We start from the raw sequence: 21363 nt of genomic DNA on the forward strand, positions 1-21363 counted from the left end.
GAAACGCCCTACACATTTGGTTCGTCTTATTTCGTTCAGTTTTCAAAGGTCTACATGGTGTTTCGTGTTGCATCAGCAACTTTTACATCTTATCAGCTTTCCAGCTGAAAGTCAACAACTTTTTTAATTTCTTTTTTGAAGTTGTTTGAAGTGTTTGATGCGACTTTGTTAGAATACCTAATCTCAAGCTATTTGTCAATAACTTTTTTTAAGTTTTTTCTAAGCTCCCAAGTGAAGCAAAGCTCGCTTGGAACATGAAATAATATACCAGTTTTCGCGGGGCTCGTCAACGGAATTTCGCGATTTTTATGCACTCTTTTTCAGATGCGATGTATAAAAATGTATACCGGTTATTTCATTCGTTTTTATCGGAATAGATAGCTCTATCACCTGGCTTTGTTGCATTATTTTTCGTCTTTTTATCTTGCTTCTATTTAATGCTCTTTTTCGCCATCTGATCGAATCTTTGGTAGAATGAGGTTAACACAGTACAATGGGAGGAATTTGACTATGAAAATTCTAGTTGCAGATGACGATAAAGAAATCGTTGAACTATTGAACATTTATTTACACAATGAAGGCTATGAAGTCTTGAAAGCGTATGACGGCAAAGAAGCACTAAGCAAATTGCGGACCGCTTCAGACATCGACCTGTTGATCTTAGATATCATGATGCCTGTGATGGACGGGATGCAAGTGGTCAAAGAATTACGCAAAGAATCACAGATCCCGATCATCATGTTGACGGCTAAAACGACCGATATGGATAAAATCAAAGGACTCGTTGCCGGAGCTGACGACTACGTCACTAAACCGTTCAATCCGCTGGAAGTCATGGCGCGCGTCAAATCATTGCTCCGCCGCACGCAAATGCAAGTCGCGGAAGAACAACCAGATATTTTAGAGATCCAGTCTCTCATCATCAACAAAGACTCCCATGAAGTCAAGACAGTGGATGGCAAAGAGATCCAATTGACTGCATTGGAATTTGGAATCTTATATTTACTAGCAAGCCACCCGAATCGCGTTTTTAGTGCAGATGAAATTTTCGAACGCGTTTGGAAACAAGAAAGTATCGTCTCAGCTAAAACCGTCATGGTCCACGTTTCGCATTTACGTGACAAGATCGAAGAAGCGACTGACGGCGAAAAAGTGATCCAAACCGTTTGGGGAGTGGGTTATAAGATCGATGCAAAATAAACCTGCACCTCCAGAAAAACGTAAGCGGATCATCTTGACGTCAAAAGAGATCAGCGAGCTGATTGCCGAAGCCATCATCACGATCATCATTTTATTACTATTGAACGTCGCGATCATGGTAGTCTTATCGCAAATGTTGAACAACTCGCCTGATCTCAGTGAAGCGATCTACCGCTCGAAAAATATCTTTGCGAGTAGTCTTAATAGTGATTTTTTTTGGAGCGGCCGCAACTTTTTGTTCCCCTTCTTTTTCATTATTGATATTTTGATCGTCTGCTGGCGTCTGATTCGCCGTTACCGTCAAATGCAGTTACAACACATCATCCACGAACTGCATTATATCGCCAGTGGTAATTATGATTATCGGATCCCGTTTGAACTGCGCGGCGACCTCAGCAAAGTCGTCGATTCCATCAACGGCTTAGTCGACAGTACCGTAGCTGCGATTGAAGATGAACGAGCGATCGAAAAATCCAAAGATGAACTGATCACAAACGTCAGCCACGATATTCGCACGCCACTGACTTCGATCATTGGCTACTTGGGGCTGATTGAAGACGGTCAGACCCACAGTGAAGCGGAAATGAAAAAATACACCCACATCGCGTACACCAAAGCCAAACAGATGAAAGCATTAGTCGAAGATCTGTTTGAATACACCAAGGTCCGTCAACCTTCCGTTCCCATCAATATGGTCTCCTTTGATATGGTGCAATTATTGGAACAGCTGGCCGCAGATTATGAACTAGAAGCTAGCAAAAAAAACCTGCAGATTATGATCGAGACGCAAGAAACGACGCTTACGATGGACGGTGATACGGAAAAATTGGTCCGCGTCTTCAATAACTTGATCACAAACGCGTTAAAATACGGCGAAGGAGCCACCAAGATCGTGATCGAACTAGAAAAAAGTCAGACTGAAGCGATCATCACCGTTAAAAATGATGGCCGCCCGATCCCGCGCGAATCATTGGACCAACTGTTTGACCGTTTTTACCGGGCGGATCAATCTCGCTCACAAGAGATCAGCGGGACTGGGCTGGGACTTGCAATCTCGCAAAACATCGTCAATCTCCACGGCGGTTATATTTATGCGCAATCCAATCCGAAGTGGACGTCGTTTATTATCCACTTACCACTTAAAAATAACGTCGTTTCACATTAAGCCAGTTATCAGTTGACTTTTCATTTCAGCCTTTGTTATACTGTGATCAATTAAATGATGAACGCAGGAAACCAAGTACTTGCAGTCGATCTTGCAGAGAGTTGATGGTCGGTGAGAATCAACAGACGGTGTAGGGAAATCCAGTTTCATGATCTGTGTCTTTTGAAAGAAAGACCGGCCAGCAACCGATATCTGTTTTAATCAAGGGCAGCGCTTGCGCTGAACTTGGGTGGTACCGCGAATAACGCACCGTTTCGTCCCAAGAATTCAAGGGATGAGACGGTGCTTTTTTATATTTGAAGGAGGAAGAACGATGTTAGATGTAAAAATGATCCGGAACAATTTTGAAGACGTCCAAGAAAAATTAGCAACGCGCGGTGTCAAAGCGGCTGTCTTGCAAGAATTTTTGGAATTGGATGAACAACGCCGCCAGTTACTGGTGAAAGCCGAAGAATTGAAAAAAACGCGGAATGAAGTTTCTGGTGAGATCGCCAAAATGAAACGGGAAAAAATGAACGCCGATGACAAGATCGTCGAAATGAAAAAAGTCGGCGAACAGATCAAAGAATATGATGAAAAAGTGGCGGAGATCGACGAAAAATTAACTGGGATCGCGACGACTTTACCAAACTTGCCTCATGAAGATGTACCGATCGGAGAAGATGAAGACGACAATGTTGAGATGCGCCGCTGGGGTGCGGTCCGTAAATTCGACTTTGAACCAAAACCGCATTGGGAAATCGCGGAAAATCTAGGTATTTTAGATTTCGAACGAGGAGCTAAAGTCGCCGGCAGCCGATTTGTTTATTACAAAGGTCTCGGTGCGCGCCTTGAACGGGCCGTTTACAACTTCATGTTGGATCAACACGTCTATGAAGATGGTTATACAGAAATGATCACGCCTTATTTAGTTAATGACCAAGCGATGTTTGGTACCGGACAATTTCCAAAATTCAAAGCGGATGTCTTCCAAGTGCGCGATCGCGATCTGACGTTGATCCCGACTGCCGAAGTGCCTTTGACCAACTACTACGCGCAAGAGATCTTAGACGGCAAGGACTTACCGATTTATTTAACGGCGATGTCGCCTTGTTTCCGGTCTGAAGCAGGTTCTGCAGGTCGTGACACTCGCGGCTTGATCCGGATGCACCAATTCCATAAAGTCGAAATGGTAAAATTCAGTGATAAAGAACATTCTTATGAAGAATTAGAAAAAATGACTGGAAACGCTGAAAACATTTTACAAAAGTTGGATCTACCTTACCGGGTAATCACGTTGAGTACTGGCGATATGGGCTTTTCAGCTGCTAAAACATATGACGTGGAAGTCTGGATCCCTGCTCAAGATACGTATCGTGAAATCAGCTCTTGTTCAAACTGTGAAGATTTCCAAGCGCGGCGGGCGATGATCCGTTACCGCGATGAAAACAATAAGATCCAATATGCTCACACTTTGAATGGTTCTGGCCTAGCAGTTGGTCGGACAGTGACTGCGATCTTAGAAAATTACCAAAACGAAGACGGCTCTGTGACGATCCCCGATGTCTTAGTCCCTTATATGGGCAATACGAAAGTGATCAAAAAAGAAAAATAAGCTAGAAACTCAGGAAGGTCTAGTATGACCTTCCTTTTTTACAGCAAATAGATTGAACTAATCTACTCTAAATAATTTTATTCGTCACTTATTACTATTTCATAATTGATCAATGCTAATAAATCAGTCGCTAGTCGGATTTATTACGTAGGATTTTCATTTATGATCAAGTTAACAACTCGAATCATTTAGGAGAAATGACATGACAAAAAATTCAGGCTGGCTGTTACTTAGTCTGTATCTTGGGACACTCGTTTGGATTTTACTATTTAAATTTTCGATTTCACTGTCAGATCTGTCTGCACTTCATAATCAGTCTCGAAGTCTCAATTTGATTCCCTTTAGCCAATCAGGAATTGTCAACCATACACTCGATTGGAGTGAAATCATTGCGAATGTCATCATCTTTTTGCCATTTGGTTTACTCTTAAGGGCAATTTCTAATCTATCTATTACTAAAAGCGTTAGCCTCATTTTTGGTTTCAGTTTAGTGATTGAAATGTTGCAATTTGTTTTTTCACTAGGTGCTACTGATGTGACAGATTTATTGATGAATACTTTAGGTGGTATCTTGGGATTAGGTTTGTATGCTAGCTTAGCTCATTTTATTCCCACAAAAAGACTAAATCAGTGGTTGATTTATACGGGAACGCTCCTGTTCGCGATCGCGTTTGGTCTATTGGTCTTTTTGCTAGTAGTCAATTAACAAGTTTCTAAAAAACTCTCTGAGGATAAATTAACTAAAGCATAAGCAGCGGAAGGAATTAGTTTGATGCGTAAAAATGGCCTTTTAATCTACTGGAGTTTATATTTAATATTATTAGCTTGGTTCTCTTTAGGACATTTGTCTTTTTCAATCATCGACCTACTGCAACTACGGCAATTAGATCATTCTCTAAATCTAATTCCTTTTGAACATTTACCGCTCCGAAATCAACAAATTGATATTCAATTATTGATTTATAAAATAATCCTTCTCTTTCCACTAGGAATTGGTTTAAAGATAACATTTGACAACAAACAACACTTACTTAAGGATCTTAAAGTAGTATTTTTAGTTAGTTTGATGCTTGAAATTTTAGACTATGGGCTCGGACTTGGCAATTTTGATAGTACGACTGTCCTTATCTATACATTAGGTAGTTTTTTAGGAATTATGTTCTATCAAGTTATGCACTGTCTTTTACCGCGCCAACGATTAAATTCACTACTGACCAAGGGCGGTATTTGGGGATTTGGTAGTTTAACAGGTTTCATTATCACTCTTTTTATTTTTAATAGTCCATTGTATCGTTTTTTAAGTAACCTTATTTAAAAAAAGCGCCTTGACGAGCAATTCGTCAAGGCGCTTTTTCTTATTGTTCCACTGAATAGTTTGGCGCTTCTTTGGTGATTTGAACATCGTGAGGATGCGATTCCCGCAACCCGTTGCCACTCATTTGGACGAATTGCGCATTGTCACGTAATTCTTGTAAGTTGGCAGCACCGACATAGCCCATCCCAGCTTTCAAGCCACCGATCATTTGGAAAATGATGTCGGCTGCACTGCCTTTATAAGCGACCCGGCCTTCGATCCCTTCTGGAACTAATTTATTGGCTTCATTGACGCCACTTTGGAAATAGCGATCACTAGAACCTTTTTCCATCGCACCAAGTGAGCCCATACCACGATATGTTTTGAAGCGGCGACCTTGATAAATCTCAAATTCACCTGGTGATTCATCGGTCCCGGCCAACATTGAACCTAGCATGACCACATAGCCACCTGCTGCTAACGCTTTGACGATATCACCTGAATATTTGATCCCGCCATCTGCGATAATGCCTTTACCATATTGGCGTGCGACAGAAGCCGCGTCATAGATCGCTGTTAATTGAGGAACGCCCACACCGGCAACTACACGAGTCGTACAAATCGAACCAGGTCCGATCCCGACTTTGACTACATCGACTCCGGCATCGTATAACGCTTTAGCACCTTCTGCGGTCGCTACATTCCCCGCGATCAAGGTCGCTTCTTTAAAGGTATCGCGGATCTCACGAATCTTGCGCAAGACACCTGCGCTGTGACCATGAGCCGTATCGATCACGATCGCATCAGCTCCCGCTTCAAGTAATGCTTCCGTCCGTTCAAACGTATCACTGGTGACACCGACTGCTGCAGCTACTAACAACCGACCATGTTCATCTTTAGCTGCATTGGGGAACTCAATCACTTTTTCAATATCTTTAATCGTGATCAAACCGCTCAAACGACCTTCGCTATCCACGATCGGTAATTTTTCGATCTTATGTTGTTGTAAGATTTTTTCCGCATCTTTCAACGAAGTCCCGACTGGTGCCGTGACGAGATTTTCTTTGGTCATCACATCATAGATCGGCATTTGGAAATCAGTCACAAATCGCATGTCACGGTTAGTGATAATCCCGATCAATTTCCGTTCTTCTAATGAATCGACGATTGGTACACCACTGATGCGGTAACGGCTCATCAAATCTTCCGCCTCTTGGACTTTATGTTCTGGCGTTAAGAAAAACGGATCGATGATCACGCCGCTTTCAGAACGTTTGACTTTACGAACTTCGTCTGCTTGGGAGGCGACACTCATATTTTTATGGATAACACCAAGACCGCCTTGACGCGCCATCGCGATCGCCATTTTGCTATCGGTCACCGTATCCATGCTGGCACTCATAATGGGAATATTCAATTTCAAATTCTTTGCAAGCTGAACACTCATATCGACTTCATTTGGCAAGACGTGACTTTCTGCCGGGATCAGCAAAACATCATCGAACGTTAACCCTTTTTTTGCAAATTTCGTTTCCCAATTAGACATTGTTCGTAACCACTCCTTGGCTTTATTTTTAATTATGAAATTAACAGATGGCTTTCATGAAGTCAATCATTTATTCTTGAATCCTCATGCTCCCTTTAGTTTCCGTTTAGATTTAGTGTTTCGATCGTATCATTTGGCTTACCGACTTGAAACGTCACCTGTCCACTCGCTTCATCTTTGACCAAAAATAGTTGCCCCTCACAATCAAAATCAGCCAGCTGCAAAACCGTATAGCGATCCTCCACCGTTTGGATTCCTTTAAAGACTTGACGCAAAAGCTGTTTCGCTTCGTGGAAACTTTTTTGTTGCGCCGTCGCTTTTTCCACCGCCGTTCCTAATGTATACCCTTCATCTAAAAAGCGTTTGATCAATTCGACTTTCAAGACGATCGGCAGCCGATATTTCCGGTTGCCGCCGTCTTGTTGCAATGAATCGATGTAGCCTTTTTCTTCCCAATACCGCAATTGCCGCGGCGAAACATCAGTCATTTTACTCAACTCACTGATTCCAACCAATAGATCGTCACTTTGCAGTAGCTGCTTCATCATCTCTTTACTCACGGCAATCTCCCCTCTATGTTTGCCTTGATTATACTTTACCTAACGGATGTGTCAAGTAAGTTGACAAACTTCACGAACAGGCGTAGAGTAACACTCGGACATTTTATTTCAGAAATTTTCATTAATAGAGAGGACGTGAGATCGTGAGTCACCAACAATCGGTCGATATTTACGGCAAACCGTACAACCGTTCCTTACTAGTCTTAGTCTTACTAGTCGGAACGTTTTGTACCGTTTTGAACCAAACCTTATTAACAACAGCTTTTCCAACTTTGATGAAGACGTTTGATATTTCAGCGTCGAGTGTGCAATGGTTGACGACTGGCTTCTTACTCGTCAACGGGATCATGATCCCGATCAGTGCTTGGCTGATCAATAAATTCAGTTCCAAAAAATTGTATTTGACTGCGATGTCGATCTTTTTGATCGGAACGATTACGTGTTTTGTCGCACCAAGCTTTGCTGTGCTTTTGATCGGACGGCTCGTCCAAGCAGCAGGTGTCGGGATCTCCATGCCATTATTACAAAACATCATGCTTTCGATCTTTCCACCAGAAAAACGCGGATCCGCAATGGGGATGGCCGGGATCGTTATCGGGCTAGCACCAGCATTAGGCCCCACCTTATCTGGTTGGATCATTGACCATTACACGTGGCGAGATTTGTTCGGGATGGTCATTCCCATCGTCATTTTAGTCTTAGTCTTAGCTATCTTCTTAATGAAGAGCGTTATCAAACTTTCGAACCCTAGCATCGACATTTTATCCGCCATCTTATCTACCATCGGTTTTGGTGGGTTACTATATGGCTTTTCTAGTGTTGGGGATGCCGGCTGGGGCAGTGCCAAAGTCCTAGGCTTTTTAGTAGTCGGGGTCGTGTTCATCGCCATTTTTGCTTGGCGGCAATTACATTTGGAACACCCTTTCTTAGAACTGCGGGTCTTTAAATCTTCTACCTTTACGATCGCTGCTGTCTTATCAGGGGTCGTCAATATGGCGATGGTGGGCGCTGAAATGGTCCTACCATTATATATCCAAAATATTCGTGGCGAATCTGCCTTCCATTCCGGCCTGATGTTACTTCCGGGAGCCTTGATCACCGGGATGATGATGCCGATCACCGGGGCGATCTTTGATAAACACGGCGCCAAACGATTAGCAATCAATGGGATGCTGATCTTGACTGCCGCAACATTACCATTCGCCTTTTTGACTAAAGATACGCCGATTCCGATGATCGTCATTTTATATGCGATCCGGATGTTTGGGATCTCTATGGTCATGATGCCCGTTACCACTTCCGGGATGAACGCATTACCAATGAACTTGATCAGTCACGGGACTGCCGTCAACAACACTTTCCGGCAAGTCGCTAGTTCGATCGGGACCGCGATTTTGATCAGCGTGTTGACGAACGTGACCAAAGATAATCTACCAAGTTCTGGATTACTTAAAACATTGCCTTTACACTATAAAGACCAAGCGATCAATGCCACCCTGTCCGGTTACCATGCCGCCTTTTACACGGCCGTCGCCTTTGGTTTAGTAGGCTTTATCATCACCTTTTTCTTGAAACAAAAAGAAAGTCTCTCAGCTGAAGGAGGGATGAGCAAATGATCTTTATCATCATGATCTTAAGCCTGTTGATCTTTTCGTTACTGAACGTCTTTGCGAAAAAACGCTGGCAAACCGGTGTCTCATTGCTTTTTATCGCCTTGTTTCTCATCAGTTTAGCACTCGTAGTAGCCAATGATCATTACCACTTCGGGATGAAAAAACAAACTGAGACGACGACGCAAACGTTAGTTTCTAGCACACCGAATGCCCAAGCAAAACTTTTATTGTATCAGCCACTAGGAAACGGTACCGAAAAAGTTTATCTTTATCGGACCAATGAAAGTCAAAAAAAACCGCAACCAACTGGCACGGATCACGTTTCAAACCGCGTCGTTAAAAACAGCGCGCAAAATGAATTGACGACTAAAAAAACTTATTGGGTCTACAAAAACGATGCTATGAAGTTATGGTTCAACTGGTCGAGCAACAAGCAGTTTATCAGTGAAAAAAATACGTTTCATGTGACTGATGACTGGCTTGTCTTGAGTACGACCCAAGCGAAAAAATTAGCCAAACTCGTGGCCCAAAACAAACCACAAATGGAAAGCCAAGCTAAAGCGTTCGTCGCTGAAAAGGTCAAAGCTGCCATGCTGCAAAATCCAACACTTGACGATAGCGCAAAGCAACAAGTCGTTCAACAAGCCACGGCTGAATTTCAACAGCAAGCTATGGCGAAGCTCGTAGCTGAAGTAACCAAGTAAGACAAGCTGAAGCTAGACCGTTTTAGACTTTGGATGCTCAAAAAAAGCGTTAGTCCATACCTCAACAAAGAGGCGGACTAACGCTTTTTAAATTTGGTCAAGTAGATCGGCTATTTCTTTTTAGCAGTTGGTTGCGGGGTCCGTGGTGGAGCAGCCAGACTGCTGACGATATTGAACCGTTTTTTCAAATAGTAACGGCCTCCTAACGCGATTAGCGATAAGACGGCTAAGACGAATGGATCAATGATCGGATTCAACGTCCGCGGTAAAAGAGCCGCCCCGTTGAAGACTAAGAGCCAGACTAAAGTCACACAGGCGATCATCACCATTGATTTCCACGTCTTAGGCTTTTGCGAACGATCCGCGCCGGGATATTCAAACCGGTAGATGAACAAATACATCATGTAAAAGACGAGGCCACCTAGTGCGGAAGCCACTAACAATGCCGTCAGCCCATAACTAGCGGCTTGTGTACCTTTGGGGATGAACATTGCCATTACACCTGAGATCAAGCCTAACATTCCAAAGATCAATAAGAAATTATCTAACCACATCAGTGAAGCAGTCGTAGTGCGTTTTTGTTCGACTGGCTTATTGACGATCGCATCGGTCCGCTCAGAAACAGTCCCGTATAATTGGCGAGCCGTCTTACCGACTTTTTGTTCTTCCACCAATGTCGGCAACATCTCGTGTAAAGTGACTACTTTTTCCGTTTCCGTCAAATTCGCCGCTTCTAACGCTTTATTCAGATCAAAGATATATTGTTCATTTTTTTTCGTCAGCTGACTCCGCAACTGAGCATTTTCGTTTTGCATTGCTTGCAGTTTTTCTGCTTCCATCTCGCTACCCTCTTTTCTACACGTTAAATCTAAATAGCATGACGTCGCCATCTTGCACGACGTAATCTTTACCTTCCAACCGAACGCGGCCAGCTTCTTTCGCCGCATGCATGCTACCGTATTTATCTAGATCTTCAAATGAGACCGTCTCCGCGCGGATAAACCCTCGTTCAAAATCAGTGTGGATGATCCCAGCTGCTTGGGGTGCTTTCATCCCTTTTCTAAAGGTCCAAGCCCGTACTTCTTGCTCACCAGCAGTGAAGTAAGTCGCTAAACCTAATAGATCATAGGCGGCCCGGATCAATTGATCAAGCCCTGATTCTTCGATGCCCATCGCTTCTAAAAATTCTTTTTTATCCGCTTCATCATCTAATTCAGCGATTTCTTCTTCTGCTTCAGCACAGATCACGATCACTTCGGAATGTTCACTAGCTGCAAAATTCCGAACCGTTTGCACGTAGGCATTGTCATCTGGATCAGCAACAGTGTCTTCATCGACGTTTGCTACATACAAGACTGGTTTACTCGTCAATAGGAACAAGCCTTTGACGATTTTTTGCTCTTCTTCATCAAATTCGATTGAACGAGCTGATTTACCCGCTTCTAAAGTCGGTTGTAATTTGTCTAAAACCGCTAGTTCGGCCACCGCCGCTTTGTCTTTAGTCTTAGCGACTTTTGCCACGCGAGTGTAGCGTTTGTTGATCGTTTCTAGATCGGCTAAAATCAATTCTAGATTGATGGTTTCGATATCATCTAAAGGATCGATCCGACCTTCGACGTGGGTGATATTTTCATCATCAAAACACCGCACCACATGACAGATCGCATCGACTTGGCGGATATGGCTCAAAAATTGATTTCCTAAGCCTTCCCCTTTACTAGCACCTTTGACGATCCCCGCAATATCAGTAAATTCAAACGTCGTCGGCACCGTTTTTTTCGGTTTCACGAGTTCAGTCAATCGCTGCAAGCGCCAATCAGGTACTTCCACCATTCCGACATTCGGATCGATCGTCGCAAACGGATAGTTCGCGGCTTCGGCTCCCGCTTTAGTGATTGCATTAAACAAAGTCGATTTACCAACGTTTGGCAAACCCACGATTCCGGCAGTTAAGGCCATCTTTACTTCAACTCTTTCTTTTCCAGGATTTTTTTCATTTTCTTTTCAAATTCACGGCGCGGCAACATCACGATATGACCGCAGCCTAAACATTTGATCTTGATATCAGCGCCCATGCGGATGATCTCCCAACGATTCGTCTGGCAAGCATGGGGCTTTTTCATTTCGATAATATCACCTAAATCATACATCGTCCAAACCTCCTAAGCTTCATCGAACTGGATGTTTAAAATATCTAAGATCCGCGTCAGATCTTGCGGCGACAAATACTCGATCTCGATCTTGCCTTTGCCGTCTTTTTCAACGATCTCAACGCCTGTTCCAAATTTATCCATCAAGCGATCTTCACTTTCTCGCAAATAATACGGTTTTTCTTTCGTCAAACGCGGGGCTTTTTTCTTTTCTTTTTTGCCTTCGTTATATTCAGTCACAATCTGTTCTAACTGGCGCACGGTGAGATTTTCTTTCACGGCACGATTGGCTAGTTTTAAAATCTGATCTTTCTTTTTCAAACCTAACAGCGTCCGGGCTTGGCCCATGGAAAGTCGTTCGTCTTGGACCATCTCTTTAACTAGCTTTGGCAATGTCAACAACCGCAAGTAATTAGCGATATAAGGTCGACTTTTCCCGAGACGCGCTGCTACATCAGCTTGGGTCAATTTGAGATTTTTCATCAGCATCTCGTAAGCTTCGGCTTCTTCTAGCGGATTCAAATCTTCCCGCTGTAAATTTTCTAATACGGCAATCTGCATCATTGCTTCTTCATCAAAGTCACGAATGATGGCGGGGATCGTTTCTTTCCCAGCTAATTTAGAAGCGCGAAACCGACGTTCACCGGCGATCAGTTCATAGCCTTTAACGGCTGATTTTCGTACGATGATCGGCTGGAAGACACCGGATTGTTCGATCGAATGGGCTAATTCTTGCAGCGACGCTTCATCAAATGATTTCCGTGGCTGATAGGGATTGGGACGCAGTTCACTTAACGGCAGCTCAATGACTTGATCGTTTTTGGCATCGACTTCTTCGATCTCTGAAAGATCTTGGAACAACGCATCGATCCCACGACCTAAACCTTTACTTTTGCTCACGCGCTAACACTTCCTTTGCTAAAGCTTGGTAGACTTCCGCACCTTTTGATCGTGGATCATAATCGATGATTGGCATGCCGTGACTTGGTGCTTCTGACAAGCGAACGTTCCGTGGGATGATCGTATCGTAGACTTTTTCGCGGAAATATTTTCGGACTTCGGCGACGACTTCGGCCCCTAGGTTAGTCCGCGCGTCATACATCGTCAGCAACACGCCTTCGATCTCAAGTTCAGGATTAAAATGCTTTTGAACGAGGCGAACCGTATTCAACAATTGACTCAACCCTTCTAACGCATAATACTCACATTGGACAGGGATCAAGATCGCATCACTAGCGGTAAAGGCATTGATCGTCAAATGACCTAATGACGGCGGACAATCGATCAAAATAAAATCGTAGTCTGCAGTTACTTCCGCGATCGCACTTTTCAACCGTGATTCCCGTGCCATCATCGACGTCAATTCGATCTCCGCTCCAGCTAACTGTAACGTCGCCGGTACGATGTCTAAATTCTCGCGACTCGTCGGTAAGACCGCCTCTTGAATCGGCAACTCGTTGACTAACACGTCGTAAATGTCTTTTACCACATCTGGTTTTCTGACCCCGAGGCCGCTGGTCGCATTTCCTTGAGCATCGCTATCGATCAGTAGAACTTTTTTTCCTATGTAGGCTAAACAAGCGCCTAAATTAACGGTGGTCGTGGTTTTGCCCACCCCGCCTTTTTGATTTGCAACAGAGATGATCCGTGCCATGGTAGCTCCTCCTCCTAGTAAGGTGAAAATTTTGCTGCTGCCGGCCGTTTAGTTCAACGGCTGTTTATTCGGTGTCCCGGGTTTACGCGGGTACTTTTTCGGTGTATCTTTCGTTTTTTGGATCGTGACGATCTGGCGCAAGTCACCATTTGGCAATGAGACATCCGTCAAAGTAGCTAATTTCCCACCTAACAACGCGATCGCAGGCTTGGCTTCGGCTACTTCTTCTTCACTTTTGGCAGCTTTCAAGGCAAAAAAGCGACCGCCTTTTTTCACTAGCGGCAAACACAATTCCGTCAACACGTTCAACCGCGCGACTGCCCGGGCGGTCACGAAATCAAATTGACCACGAAAAGCTGGGTTTTGGCCAAAAGATTCTGCCCGATCATGATAAAAATGAACGCCAGTCAAGCCAAGCGACGTTTGCAACTGCTGCAAAAAGCCGATCCGTTTATTCAACGAATCCACGATCGTCACGTCTAGTTCGGGAAATAAGATCTTGAGCGGCAGACTCGGAAAACCGGCTCCAGCTCCGACATCACATAGCTGACCTTGACCGGTGAATTCCGGTAAAAAAGCTAGCGTCACTGAATCATAAAAATGTTTCAAGTACACCTCTTCTTTTGCCGTGATTGCGGTCAGATTCATTTTTTGGTTCCACTTCACCAAGAGTTGATAATAAAGCGCAAATTGTTCCAGCTGCTGCTTTGTCAAATCAAAGCCATGTTCAGCTAATTGCGCGCGAAATTCTTCTGGCTGCATAATGAGTCCTCTCTTTACGTGAAACAGCGATTGTTTCACAAACTAAGGTCTACTTTAACGCAAAAAGTAACAACTTGCAATGCTATCTGCGGGATTCCAAGCGGCCTTAAAAAAAACTATAACCGGCTCCTTGCTGCTTTGTCAGTGACCTTCGCTTTGGCTCCGGTTTGCGCTGCTCGACAAAGAGGGTTTTATTAGTATTATTACGATCTGTTATTATTAGTGCCTCGGTTTTGCGTGCATTCATTTTCCATGCACTCAAAATGAGGGGACGGCTTGTTCATTTGCTAGCTCGTACACTTAGATAAACGAATTATTTACCTCAAAATGAACCTTCCCGTTTAAATTCTCATCAAATTCTTTGATTCTAATTTCAAGGCAAATACGAAAATTTTTGCCAGTTGCTGCTCTGACTGCGGACTACGCAAAAAAGTTAGGCTTTCGTCGAAGTAGTGGGCAAAATCGAAAACTTTTTCAACCCTCAAAAAACAAGGTGGAGAAACAAAGCCTTTTTTAGCTTTAACTTCCCCTTATTTCCAAAGATAAAGCTAAAAAAGACGAGCAGCTGAACTACTCGCCGTTTTATGTTTCACGTGAAACATATTACGTTGCTTTTTGCAGATACAATGCTTGTTCATCCATTTGCTCATACATCTTTTTAAAGGTAGCCCAAGCGACTCCGCGATTTTTTTCACCATATGGATCGTTGACATACACGATCTTTTGTTGCCGATCAAAACCCGTCACGACCGCAGCATGGATCTGATCCGTGACATACAGATCGCCATTATCAGTAGGCCAAAGCCTGAAATCTGCATCAGCCGGCACTTTGAAATCAATGGTCGCGATCACCCAAACCGGTGTTTTAGCTGCGACGAGTGCGATCAAATGTTCAAAATCTAACTGCTGCCGGCTCGCTAGTACTTGATACCCTGTCGGAACGTTTTGCAACGCGACTTGCTGGATCGGTTCCACGCCGACGCCCATCGCTGCATTGCCACCGGTGATATCCCCGACAAACCCTTGCCGAGGATCACCGTATTTGCCAGTAGTTGTCGTCAGAGGTTGATAGGCTAATTGTTCGGCTAACATATTTTTATTCGTCTTGACACCATAGTAGCGCAACAGCATGGAAAGCGCCGTAATCTCACAACCATTGCCTAGCGCATCCCCGTCATTTTGATTTTCGATAGGGACATCTAACAAGACTTGCTGGGTGAAACGACCTTTGACCACTTCCGCCCAACTGATCGTTGCCGCAAATTCTTGTTTCAGCTCATGGTACACCTTCGTGGGAGCCGCTAACAGCCAGGCACCGCAACCTAATAAGACTGCCAGCACCACGAGCCAGCCTTTTTTCTTCACTCGGATCTCCTGCCTTTCCTAGACTGAGTTTAACAAGAAATCCTTAACCTGAGCTTAAGCTTCGACCTTTGCGATCTTGCCTTGTTCGATGTAGACCATCAAAATACTGATATCAGCGGGATTGACACCACTGATCCGACTTGCTTGAGCAATCGTTTCTGGTTGGATCTTTTGCAATTTTTGGCGGGCTTCTGTTGCTAGACCATTGATCGCTTCATAATCGATTTGAGCCGGGATCTTTTTAGCTTCCATTCGTTTTAATTTATCTACTTTTTCTAACGCTTTTTTGATGTAACCTTCATACTTGATCTGGATCTCCGCTTGTTCGATCTCTTTTTCCGTTAATTCAGGATCAGCGGGAATAAACTGCAATAGATCTTGATAGGTGATCTCGGGCCGTCTCAAAAAGTCCGCTGCCAAGACACCATCTTTTAAAGCGGGACTGCCTTTCGTTTCTAAGAACGCTTGGACTGCAGGTGTTGGTTTGATCCGAATCCCTTTTAAGCGAGTGATCTCTGCTTCGATGTGGGCTTTTTTAGCCAAATACTGTTGGTAACGTTCTTCTGGCACTAAGCCGATTCGATAGCCGGCTTCTGTCAACCGCAGATCAGCATTGTCATGTCGCAAAATCAACCGATACTCCGCACGTGAAGTCAACAAACGGTAAGGCTCATTCGTTCCTTTGGTCACTAAATCATCGATCATCACACCGATATAGCCATCGCTGCGTTTTAAGATCAGCGGGTCTTGCCCTTGGATCTTCAAAGCCGCGTTGATGCCGGCGATCAATCCTTGACCGGCCGCTTCTTCATAGCCGCTCGTCCCATTCGTTTGACCAGCCGTATAAAGGTTTTCGATCACTTTCGTCTCTAAAGTCGGCCGCAATTGATGGGGTGCGATCATGTCATATTCGATCGCATAACCCGTCCGCATCATCTCAGCTTGTTCCAAACCTTCGATCGAATGTAACACGTCGTTTTGCACATCTTCTGGCAGCGAAGTTGACAAACCTTGGACATAGACTTCTTCTGTATGTAAGCCTTCCGGTTCTAAAAATAGTTGATGACGGTCTTTATCGGCAAACCGAACGATCTTGTCTTCGATCGAAGGACAATAACGAGCGCCTACCCCATCCACGATCCCGGTAAACATCGGCGCCCGATGCAAGTTTTCACGAATAATGGCGTGACTGTCAGGATTCGTATACGTCAACCAACAAGGGATCTGATGCGTGTTGTATTGACTATCCGGCGTTTGGTAACTGAAATGATTCGGTGTTTCATCTCCCGGTTGGATCTCGGTTTTACTATAATCAATCGAGCCTGATTTCACACGAGGTGGCGTTCCCGTTTTGAACCGATGGATCTCAAAGCCTAGTTCTTTCAAATTATCCGCTAATTTGACGGCCGGTTGAGAATTATTCGGACCAGAAGAGTATTTCAACTCCCCGATGATGATCTCGCCCCGCAAAGCCGTTCCGGCCGTGATGATGACCGCTTTACCGCGATAGATCGCGCCCGTTGACGTCACTACTCCGCGACATGCGCCCGCTTCAACTACCAGTCGATCCACGACGCCTTGTTTTAATGTCAGATTGGCTTCTTTTTCGATCGTATGTTTCATCTCTTGCGCATACGCATGTTTATCTGCTTGAGCTCGTAGCGCGCGAACAGCGGGACCTTTGCCCGTATTCAACATCCGCATTTGGATGTAAGTCTGATCAATATTTTTCCCCATCTCGCCACCTAATGCATCGATTTCCCGCACGACGACCCCTTTTGCGGGACCCCCGATGGACGGGTTACACGGCATAAAAGCGACCATATCTAAATTCAATGTGATCAATACGGTCTTTTGCCCCATTCTGGCAGCCGCCAGTGCCGCTTCTGAACCGGCATGTCCGGCTCCGACAACGATCACATCATAATTTCCTGCTTCGTATTCCATGGCTCTACTCCTTTGAGTTTATTTTCCTAAACAAAATTGGCTGAACAATTGCGTGATCAATTCATCTTGGACACTGTCGCCGACAATCTCACCTAAATAATCCCAACAACGCGTCATGTCGATCTGCACCAGATCAACCGGCATCCCGGCTTCGATCCCTGTTTTGACATCATTTAAAGCTTGACCTGCTTTTTCCAATAACGCGATATGCCGTGTGTTTGAGACATACGTTGCATCTTTTTCACCGGTTTGACCGCCAAAAAATAAAGCGGCGATCGCTTGTTCCAGTTGGTCTAAGCCAGCATTTTGAAGAACTGAGATGGCAAATAGCTGGTCAGCTCCAACCAATTTGGCTAGTTCCGCTTGGTCTAACTTTGCAGACAAGTCCGTTTTATTCAATAAAATGATCCGTTTCAAGCCGCTCGTTGCAGCTAAAAGATCACGGTCTTCTTTAGTCAAAGGTTCACTTTGATTTAAGACTAATAAGATCAGATCGGCTTCACCTAATGCTTTGCGGCTCCGCTCGACACCGATTTTTTCCACTAAATCTTCCGTATCGCGAATTCCGGCTGTGTCAATCAATTTCAGTGGGACCCCCCGCACATTGACATACTCTTCGATTACATCACGAGTCGTACCGGCAATATCTGTCACGATCGCTTTTTCTTCATGCAGCAGATAATTCAACAAACTCGACTTGCCGACATTTGGCCGGCCGATGATCGCCGTGCTCAATCCTTCACGTAAAATCTTGCCTTGTTGCGCATTTAATAACAACGTATCGATCTGGCGGCTGACAAAATCAGCCTTTTCCAATAACAGCTGCGTCGTCAATTCTTCCACATCATCGTATTCAGGATAATCAATATTGACTTCCACTTGAGCCAGTGTTTCTAAGATCGTCTGACGCAATTTTCGGATCAATTGTGAAAGATTGCCATCCAATTGATTCAACGCGACATTCATCGCTTTATCCGTCTTAGCGCGGATCAGATCCATCACCGCTTCGGCTTGGGAAAGATCCACTCGGCCGTTTAAAAAGGCCCGTTTAGTAAATTCACCTGGTTCAGCTAGCCGAGCTCCTTCTCGCAGTAGCAACTGCAGCAATTGATTGACCACTACGATCCCGCCGTGACAATTGATCTCCACGACATCTTCCCGGGTAAACGTTTTCGGTGCCCGCATCACGCTTGCCATCACTTCATCAATGACTTGGTTGGTCGCTGGATCGACGATGTGTCCGTAATGAATCGTGTGGCTGGGAACCTCAGCTAAGGCTTTCCCTTTAAAGACCGCACTTGCGATCTTGACCGCTTGATCACCGCTCATGCGAACGATACTGATCGCGCCTTCACCCGGCGGCGTAGAGATCGCCGCAATCGTATCAAATTCTAATGTAATTTCAGCCATAAATCCGTTCCACTCCTTTTCAAGACACAAAAAAAGTGCCCACTCCACCTGTTAATAAGCTGGGTTAGCACTTTGACTGCTAGTTTAAAAATTCTGTCGTTAGATTAGCATACTCACGGTCGTATTTCAAGCTGAACTGCTCAAATGCCGACTGGTACTTAACACTTTTTTAACTGCCGCTACGAACCGAGGTATCTGTAAACACAAAAAAACCCCCGCCAAATCGAGGGTTACTATCAAAGTCGGAACCACTTAGATCGTCTACTTTGATAAGAATGATTTCTAACCAAATATACTTGCTTTTACCCGCTTTGTCAATCCACGGCTCAAATAAAAAACCGCGTCAGAACGACACGGTAAACGGTTAAAAATATTTTTTTTGAGGTTCGACAACGAGGTAACGGTAAGGCTCTTCGCCTTCAGAATGCGTTTTGACATAGTCGTCAGAACTCAAAACAGAATGGATCATTTTACGTTCAAAAGCCGGCATCGGTTCCAGAAAAACTGGCCGTCCAGTCTCTTTGACTTTTTCAGCTGTGCGTTTAGCTAGCCGAGTCAATACTTCTTCGCGTTTTTGGCGGTAATTGCCGACATTGACGACGACCGATAATTTATTTTTAGCTACGCGATGAATGAAGACTTGAGCTAAATACTGCAAAGCATTTAAGATCTTCCCGTGCTTGCCGATCAAGATCCCTTGTTTGTCCGTTTCCAAATGCAATACGGTCAGCCGCTCGGTGCGATCGATTTTGACTAGTGCTGGCACGCCCATCTCTTGGGTGATCTTCGTCAAATAAAGCGCTAGTTCTTTGATCGCAGCTTCATCAGTTAGTTCAGTTGCTTCATGGTCGGCAGTGGCAATCCTATCAGCAGCTGGTGCGACTGTTTCAGCTGGCGGTGCTGCTTTTTCAACCGGTACTTCGACGGTTACAACTTCAGCTGGCTCAGCCACCACATCGGCGACTGTTTCTTCCACCGCTTCACTGATATCTTCTGCTACAGTCGGTTCGATTGAGACCCGAGCATTTTTTTTACCGACTCCCAAGAAACCTTTTTTTCCTTCATTCAAGATCTCGATTTTTACTTCATCTTTTTTTAACGCTAACGCACGTAACCCTTTTTTGATCGCTTCATCGATCGTTGGACCTTCATAAACAGGCATTTGGACTGACCTCCTTATTTTTTACGTTTTTTATTCGGATGTTTCGCTCTTTCCAACGCACGTTCTTTTTCCCGTAGTCGTTGTTGTTCTGCACGCCGCTCTTGTCTGATCTTAAATGGGTTGTTGATCAAAAGCGTTTGAACGACTTGGAACGCATTTGAGATCACCCAGTATAAGGATAAGCCACTGGCAAGATTTAACGCCATGACAAAGATCATTACCGGCATCGCGAAGTTCATGATCTTCGTAGATGGATTGGACTCCAACTGACTCATGCTGGATAGATACGTGCTAGCAAAGGTGAACAACGCCGCTAAGATCGGTAAGATAAAATACGGATCAGCTTGGCTGAGGTTCAACCATAAAAAGTGGCCTTGTCGTAGCTCAGGTACCCGCAAGATTGCTTGGTACAACGCCATCATGACTGGCATTTGGACAAGTAGCGGTAAACAGCCAGCATACGGATTGACGTTGTTAGCCGCGTAAAGCTTCTTCGTCTCTGCTTGCAGCTTTTCTTGCGTCTCGCGATCTTTTGAAGCGTAGCGTTTTTGCAATGCTTTGAGCTGAGGTTGCAGATCTTGCGTCTTGCGCATGCTTTTTGTTTGGAAATGCATCAGCGGCATCAAAATGATCCGGATGATGATGGTGAAAAGGATGATCCCGATCCCCACATTACCAAATGACAAGCCTTTGATTGCTTCGCCAAAATAAAACACGACATACCGATCCCAAAAACCATTACTACTTTGGGTAACGTCACTGGTCCCACAAGCTGACAACAAGACAACTAAACTCAACAGTCCCGCCAGCAATACTATTCGATTGTATTTCTTCACTTAATAAAATCCCTTCTACCTAATTATTTTCGCTAATTTTAACACATGTGTTAGATTCGAACGTATTTCAGCGTACGAAAGTTCACTCGTTTGCGGCCGCGCGATCACAATGAAATCGACATGCGGATCGATCTGGGGTTTGATGTCTTTCAATACCGCCCGGATCAAACGCTTGACGCGATTGCGCATCACCGCATTTCCGACTTTTTTCCCAACTGAGATCCCGACTCTGAAATGGAATTGTTCAGACGGCGGCAAGCGATACACGACGAACTTCCGATTCGCAAAGGAAGACCCTTCTTGAAAAACCGTTTGAAATTCCCGCTCTTTTTTAATTCGATATGCTTTTTTCATCCAGCTTCCTTCGTTTCTATTAATCTATACTCCCCAATCATACCATA

The 21363-nt window shown here is 44.4% G+C and carries 21 protein-coding genes and 1 other annotated feature; of the genes, 7 read left to right on the forward strand and 14 right to left on the reverse strand.

Going from position 1 to position 21363, the window contains the following annotated elements:
- The first annotated feature begins 510 nt into the window (after positions 1-510).
- From GVJ38_RS10400 to GVJ38_RS10420, 5 genes are all read left to right on the forward strand, one after another.
- Complete coding sequence (locus GVJ38_RS10400; protein WP_159723098.1) at positions 511-1200, forward strand: response regulator transcription factor; 690 nt, start codon at positions 511-513, stop codon at positions 1198-1200.
- Positions 1190-2365 carry a sensor histidine kinase gene (locus GVJ38_RS10405; RefSeq protein WP_159723099.1) on the forward strand — a complete coding sequence of 392 codons (1176 nt, stop codon included), beginning with the start codon at positions 1190-1192 and terminating at the stop codon, positions 2363-2365. Before GVJ38_RS10400 ends, GVJ38_RS10405 begins: the two co-directional genes overlap by 11 nt.
- A 53-nt stretch (positions 2366-2418) precedes the next feature.
- Positions 2419-2630: a binding site (T-box leader), on the forward strand.
- 48 nt (positions 2631-2678) lie between these two features.
- Entirely contained in the window at positions 2679-3959 is a 1281-nt protein-coding gene (serS, locus tag GVJ38_RS10410; protein ID WP_159723100.1) for a serine--tRNA ligase, read from the forward strand.
- A 202-nt stretch (positions 3960-4161) separates the two neighbouring features.
- Positions 4162-4665, forward strand: coding sequence for a VanZ family protein (locus GVJ38_RS10415; RefSeq protein ID WP_159723101.1), 504 nt, complete (start codon positions 4162-4164; stop codon positions 4663-4665).
- Between the two features lie 66 nt (positions 4666-4731).
- Complete coding sequence (locus tag GVJ38_RS10420) at positions 4732-5274, forward strand: VanZ family protein (RefSeq protein ID WP_159723102.1); 543 nt, start codon at positions 4732-4734, stop codon at positions 5272-5274.
- A gap of 40 nt (positions 5275-5314) precedes the next feature.
- Here the strand turns inward: GVJ38_RS10420 and guaB are convergent, their stop codons facing one another.
- Both guaB and GVJ38_RS10430 read right to left on the reverse strand, forming a co-directional pair.
- The gene (guaB, locus tag GVJ38_RS10425) at positions 5315-6799 is read right to left on the reverse strand and encodes an IMP dehydrogenase (protein WP_159723103.1); all 1485 of its coding nucleotides are present in this window, start codon (positions 6797-6799) and stop codon (positions 5315-5317) included.
- A 95-nt stretch (positions 6800-6894) separates the two neighbouring features.
- Entirely contained in the window at positions 6895-7359 is a 465-nt protein-coding gene (locus GVJ38_RS10430) for a MerR family transcriptional regulator (protein WP_235032869.1), read from the reverse strand.
- 143 nt (positions 7360-7502) lie between these two features.
- Here GVJ38_RS10430 and GVJ38_RS10435 point away from each other — a divergent pair, with 143 nt between their 5' ends.
- Together GVJ38_RS10435 and GVJ38_RS10440 are read left to right on the forward strand one after the other, a co-directional pair.
- The gene (locus tag GVJ38_RS10435; protein WP_159723104.1) at positions 7503-8975 is read left to right on the forward strand and encodes an MDR family MFS transporter; all 1473 of its coding nucleotides are present in this window, start codon (positions 7503-7505) and stop codon (positions 8973-8975) included.
- On the forward strand, positions 8972-9676 hold the full coding sequence (locus GVJ38_RS10440; RefSeq protein ID WP_159723105.1) for a DUF4811 domain-containing protein: 705 nt from the start codon (positions 8972-8974) through the stop codon (positions 9674-9676). Before GVJ38_RS10435 ends, GVJ38_RS10440 begins: the two co-directional genes overlap by 4 nt.
- A 110-nt stretch (positions 9677-9786) precedes the next feature.
- On the opposite strand, the gene GVJ38_RS10445 is transcribed toward GVJ38_RS10440, so the two are convergent.
- The 12 genes from GVJ38_RS10445 to rnpA form a co-directional block, all read right to left on the reverse strand.
- Entirely contained in the window at positions 9787-10515 is a 729-nt protein-coding gene (locus tag GVJ38_RS10445) for a DUF1129 domain-containing protein (RefSeq protein WP_159723106.1), read from the reverse strand.
- A gap of 16 nt (positions 10516-10531) precedes the next feature.
- A complete protein-coding gene (gene ychF, locus GVJ38_RS10450; RefSeq protein ID WP_159723107.1) occupies positions 10532-11635 on the reverse strand; it encodes a redox-regulated ATPase YchF in 1104 nt (367 codons plus the stop codon).
- A gap of 2 nt (positions 11636-11637) precedes the next feature.
- The gene (locus GVJ38_RS10455; RefSeq protein ID WP_159723108.1) at positions 11638-11826 is read right to left on the reverse strand and encodes a DUF951 domain-containing protein; all 189 of its coding nucleotides are present in this window, start codon (positions 11824-11826) and stop codon (positions 11638-11640) included.
- A 12-nt stretch (positions 11827-11838) separates the two neighbouring features.
- The gene (locus GVJ38_RS10460) at positions 11839-12726 is read right to left on the reverse strand and encodes a ParB/RepB/Spo0J family partition protein (RefSeq protein ID WP_159723109.1); all 888 of its coding nucleotides are present in this window, start codon (positions 12724-12726) and stop codon (positions 11839-11841) included.
- Complete coding sequence (locus GVJ38_RS10465; RefSeq protein ID WP_159723110.1) at positions 12713-13480, reverse strand: ParA family protein; 768 nt, start codon at positions 13478-13480, stop codon at positions 12713-12715. The genes GVJ38_RS10460 and GVJ38_RS10465 overlap by 14 nt, the downstream gene beginning before the upstream one ends.
- 48 nt (positions 13481-13528) lie before the next feature.
- Positions 13529-14242, reverse strand: coding sequence for a 16S rRNA (guanine(527)-N(7))-methyltransferase RsmG (gene rsmG / locus GVJ38_RS10470; protein ID WP_159723111.1), 714 nt, complete (start codon positions 14240-14242; stop codon positions 13529-13531).
- A 603-nt stretch (positions 14243-14845) separates the two neighbouring features.
- On the reverse strand, positions 14846-15607 hold the full coding sequence (locus GVJ38_RS10475) for a C39 family peptidase (RefSeq protein WP_159723112.1): 762 nt from the start codon (positions 15605-15607) through the stop codon (positions 14846-14848).
- Positions 15608-15661: 54 nt separating this feature from the next.
- Entirely contained in the window at positions 15662-17554 is a 1893-nt protein-coding gene (gene mnmG / locus GVJ38_RS10480) for a tRNA uridine-5-carboxymethylaminomethyl(34) synthesis enzyme MnmG (protein ID WP_159723113.1), read from the reverse strand.
- A gap of 18 nt (positions 17555-17572) precedes the next feature.
- On the reverse strand, positions 17573-18964 hold the full coding sequence (mnmE, locus tag GVJ38_RS10485; RefSeq protein WP_159723114.1) for a tRNA uridine-5-carboxymethylaminomethyl(34) synthesis GTPase MnmE: 1392 nt from the start codon (positions 18962-18964) through the stop codon (positions 17573-17575).
- A gap of 364 nt (positions 18965-19328) precedes the next feature.
- The gene (jag, locus tag GVJ38_RS10490; protein WP_159723115.1) at positions 19329-20126 is read right to left on the reverse strand and encodes an RNA-binding cell elongation regulator Jag/EloR; all 798 of its coding nucleotides are present in this window, start codon (positions 20124-20126) and stop codon (positions 19329-19331) included.
- A 14-nt stretch (positions 20127-20140) separates the two neighbouring features.
- A complete protein-coding gene (locus GVJ38_RS10495) occupies positions 20141-20962 on the reverse strand; it encodes a YidC/Oxa1 family membrane protein insertase (RefSeq protein WP_159723116.1) in 822 nt (273 codons plus the stop codon).
- 15 nt (positions 20963-20977) lie between these two features.
- Entirely contained in the window at positions 20978-21316 is a 339-nt protein-coding gene (rnpA, locus tag GVJ38_RS10500; protein ID WP_159723117.1) for a ribonuclease P protein component, read from the reverse strand.
- Between the last annotated feature and the right edge of the window lie 47 nt (positions 21317-21363).

The organism is Enterococcus sp. CSURQ0835 (genome assembly GCF_902706605.1).
Taxonomy (GTDB): domain Bacteria; phylum Bacillota; class Bacilli; order Lactobacillales; family Enterococcaceae; genus Enterococcus_A.

Excerpts from the sequence above, each read along its gene's own strand:
- GVJ38_RS10400 (WP_159723098.1), top strand. The coding sequence starts at position 511 with ATGAAAATTCTAGTTGCAGATGACGATAAAGAAATCGTTGAACTATTG.
- GVJ38_RS10405 (WP_159723099.1), top strand. The coding sequence starts at position 1,190 with ATGCAAAATAAACCTGCACCTCCAGAAAAACGTAAGCGGATCATCTTG.
- serS (WP_159723100.1), top strand. The coding sequence starts at position 2,679 with ATGTTAGATGTAAAAATGATCCGGAACAATTTTGAAGACGTCCAAGAA.
- GVJ38_RS10415 (WP_159723101.1), top strand. The coding sequence starts at position 4,162 with ATGACAAAAAATTCAGGCTGGCTGTTACTTAGTCTGTATCTTGGGACA.
- GVJ38_RS10420 (WP_159723102.1), top strand. The coding sequence starts at position 4,732 with ATGCGTAAAAATGGCCTTTTAATCTACTGGAGTTTATATTTAATATTA.
- guaB (WP_159723103.1), bottom strand. The coding sequence starts at position 6,799 with ATGTCTAATTGGGAAACGAAATTTGCAAAAAAAGGGTTAACGTTCGAT.
- GVJ38_RS10440 (WP_159723105.1), top strand. The coding sequence starts at position 8,972 with ATGATCTTTATCATCATGATCTTAAGCCTGTTGATCTTTTCGTTACTG.
- GVJ38_RS10445 (WP_159723106.1), bottom strand. The coding sequence starts at position 10,515 with ATGGAAGCAGAAAAACTGCAAGCAATGCAAAACGAAAATGCTCAGTTG.
- ychF (WP_159723107.1), bottom strand. The coding sequence starts at position 11,635 with ATGGCCTTAACTGCCGGAATCGTGGGTTTGCCAAACGTTGGTAAATCG.
- GVJ38_RS10455 (WP_159723108.1), bottom strand. The coding sequence starts at position 11,826 with ATGTATGATTTAGGTGATATTATCGAAATGAAAAAGCCCCATGCTTGC.
- GVJ38_RS10465 (WP_159723110.1), bottom strand. The coding sequence starts at position 13,480 with ATGGCACGGATCATCTCTGTTGCAAATCAAAAAGGCGGGGTGGGCAAA.
- rsmG (WP_159723111.1), bottom strand. The coding sequence starts at position 14,242 with ATGCAGCCAGAAGAATTTCGCGCGCAATTAGCTGAACATGGCTTTGAT.
- mnmG (WP_159723113.1), bottom strand. The coding sequence starts at position 17,554 with ATGGAATACGAAGCAGGAAATTATGATGTGATCGTTGTCGGAGCCGGA.
- mnmE (WP_159723114.1), bottom strand. The coding sequence starts at position 18,964 with ATGGCTGAAATTACATTAGAATTTGATACGATTGCGGCGATCTCTACG.
- jag (WP_159723115.1), bottom strand. The coding sequence starts at position 20,126 with ATGCCTGTTTATGAAGGTCCAACGATCGATGAAGCGATCAAAAAAGGG.
- rnpA (WP_159723117.1), bottom strand. The coding sequence starts at position 21,316 with ATGAAAAAAGCATATCGAATTAAAAAAGAGCGGGAATTTCAAACGGTT.